General features: G+C 69.7%; 2 protein-coding genes. Both read right to left on the minus strand.

All coding sequences use genetic code 11. The features are described 5' to 3' along the window. A partial coding sequence (gene istB, locus KILIM_RS21740) for an IS21-like element helper ATPase IstB (RefSeq protein ID WP_006594922.1) occupies positions 1-763 on the minus strand: 763 nt, incomplete at its 3' end. After that, complete coding sequence (gene istA / locus KILIM_RS21745) at positions 760-2,292, minus strand: IS21 family transposase (RefSeq protein ID WP_006594923.1); 1,533 nt, start codon at positions 2,290-2,292, stop codon at positions 760-762. The genes istA and istB, both read right to left, overlap by 4 nt. Positions 2,293-2,454 lie beyond the last annotated feature (162 nt).

Raw genomic sequence — 2,454 nt, forward strand, 5'->3', positions numbered from 1 at the left:
CACCTCCTGCGCGTTGGCGGGCTTGGCGCATGCGGTAGGACTGGCCGTTGGTGATCACGGTGGTGGCGTGGTGTAGCAGGCGGTCGAGCATCGAGACGGCGGTGGTGTGTTCGGGCAGGAATCTGCCCCAGTCCTCGAAGGAGTGGTGCGAGGCCACGCCGAGGGATCGTCGTTCGTAGGCGGCGGCGACGAACCGGAAGAGCAGTTGGGCGCCGGTGTCGTCCAGGGGGGCAAAGCCCACCTCGTCGACCAGGACGAGGTCGTTGCGTAGCAGCGCCTCGATGACCTTGCCGACGGTGTTGTCGGCTAGGCCGCGGTAGAGCGTCTCGACGAGGTCGGCCGCAGTCAGGTACCGCACTCGTTGGCCGGCCAGGACGGCAGCGTGACCGAGCGCGATGAGGGTGTGCGACTTGCCGGTGCCTGCCGGGCCGATGAGCGCGAGGTTCTCCGTGGCCCGCAGCCACTCCAAGGACGTTAGGTAGGCCCAGGTCGGTGCGGGTATGGAGGAGGCGGCTAGATCGAAGTCCTCGATCGTCTTGAGCACGGGGAAGGTCGCGGACTTCAGGCGTGCCCGCTCGTTGGAGGCGTCGCGGGCGGCGATCTCGGCCTCGACCAGGGCCCGCAGCACCTCCTGGGGGGCCCAGCGTTGGGTCTTGGCCGTGACGAGCAGCTCGGGGGCGAGTTGGCGCATCGCGGCCAGCTTCAGCCTGCGCAGTCCGGCGGTCAGGTCCGCATCCAGGGCCGGTGGCTTGGTGGCGCTCACGAGGACACCGCCTGTGGCGCCGGTGCGTACTCAGCCAGCGACCGCCCAGACGAGGTGGGCAGGCCCAGGACGAGCGCCTGCCCGGCCTTTCGTGGGGTGGCCACGCCGGCACCGGCGGCCAGGATGGAGCGGATATCGCTGGCCTTCCATCGACCGAAGGCGGTTGCTCGCCCCAGAGCGGCGACCATCGCTGCTTGGCCGTGAGCAGCGGTCAAGGTGTTCAGCTCGGCCAGCTCCGGGCCCAGTCGGGTGTGCCCGGCGCCGGCGGCGCCGGCGATGAACGCTTCGGCGGCCGGCCCGAGCGCGCAGAACGCTCGTTCCGCCGCGGACCGGGGCCGGATCGCCCGCACCGGCGCCACGGGACGAGGACCGCCGTAGTGCTCATCGAAGACCGAGGCCTCACCCGGCCCGAGGAGGGGGTGTTCAGCGTGGACCTGCCCGGTGCCGTGATCGAGGATGAGCACGCGGGCGCCCTCGACGATCACCTCGACGGTGGTGCCGATCAGGGCGTTCGGCACCGAGTAGCGGGCCGAGCCCAGCCGGATCGTGGAGAGTTTGTCGACCTTGCGGGTCGCCGGTGCCGGTCCGATGAGCGGGCGTAGCGAGGGCAGCGGCGTCAGCAGGTCGACCTCGGTGGCCAGCCGCCCGGTCGGGACCGCGGCGATCTCGGAGTGGATCGCGGCGTTGACTTCCTCGCACCACGCCGACGCCCGCTCGTTCGCGGCACCCAGGTCCGCCAGCACGGCGGTGGCACCAGCGGACAACTCGTGGGCACCGGCGTCGCGGGCGTGCTCGAGCAGCAACGGCCGCAGCAGGTCGTCCTTGCCGTAGTGGACCAGGGCCTCCACGATCCCCTTGGACTCGGGGTCGGCAGCCTCGCAGAAATCGGGCCGGAACCGGTAATGCGTGGCGAACCGGACATACTCGGGTGTGGGCACGACCCGGTTGGCGACCACTCCACCCTTGAGGCAGCCCATCCGGTCGGCGAGCACCACCTTCGGCACCCCGCCCAGGACCTCAAAGCACTCGGCCAGCAACGCCATCGTGGTCGTGGCCTTCTCGTCGGCCGCGAACCGGACGAACCGGAACCTCGACCACGCCAGCACCGCACACAAGACGTGTACCCCGTCGATTACGCCCCAGTCGATGACCAGATGCTCACCCGGGGACCACGACACTGGCCGGTAGGTCCGCCCATGCCTGGCCCGCCAGGCCTTCTTCTCCTGTGCCACCAGACGGCGGAAGTTCCGGTCCGAGCCGGTGTACCCAGCCGCGCGGGCCGTGGGCAGCAACCGTTTCGCGCTGATCCGCCCCTGAGCGGTCTTGACGCCGGCGGCGACGACATCGCGCACGGACTCGTAGTTCGCCGGACGGGGCGTCTTACCCGGACGGGCTTGACCCGCGATGTGGCGCTGCACGACGTTCTTGACGGTCTTGTGGGTGGTGCCGCAGATGTCCGCGGCACCGCGGTAAGTCCCCACCAAGTTGTAGGCGGTGATGATGTCCAACTCTTCCCTCATGTTCTTCAATGGAGCTCCCTGGGCGGTGCGGTGACTGGCTAGACACCGCCACCGTTCACCGTCCAGGGGCTCAACTCACGGACGACACGAGCAGAGAGTGGGGACTTTCACCTGGCCACCAGCGGGGACCCCACCTGGCCACCACTGGGGACTTTGCCACGGCCATGGACA

Source organism: Kineosphaera limosa NBRC 100340, from assembly GCF_000298215.1.
Lineage (GTDB): Bacteria > Actinomycetota > Actinomycetes > Actinomycetales > Dermatophilaceae > Kineosphaera > Kineosphaera limosa.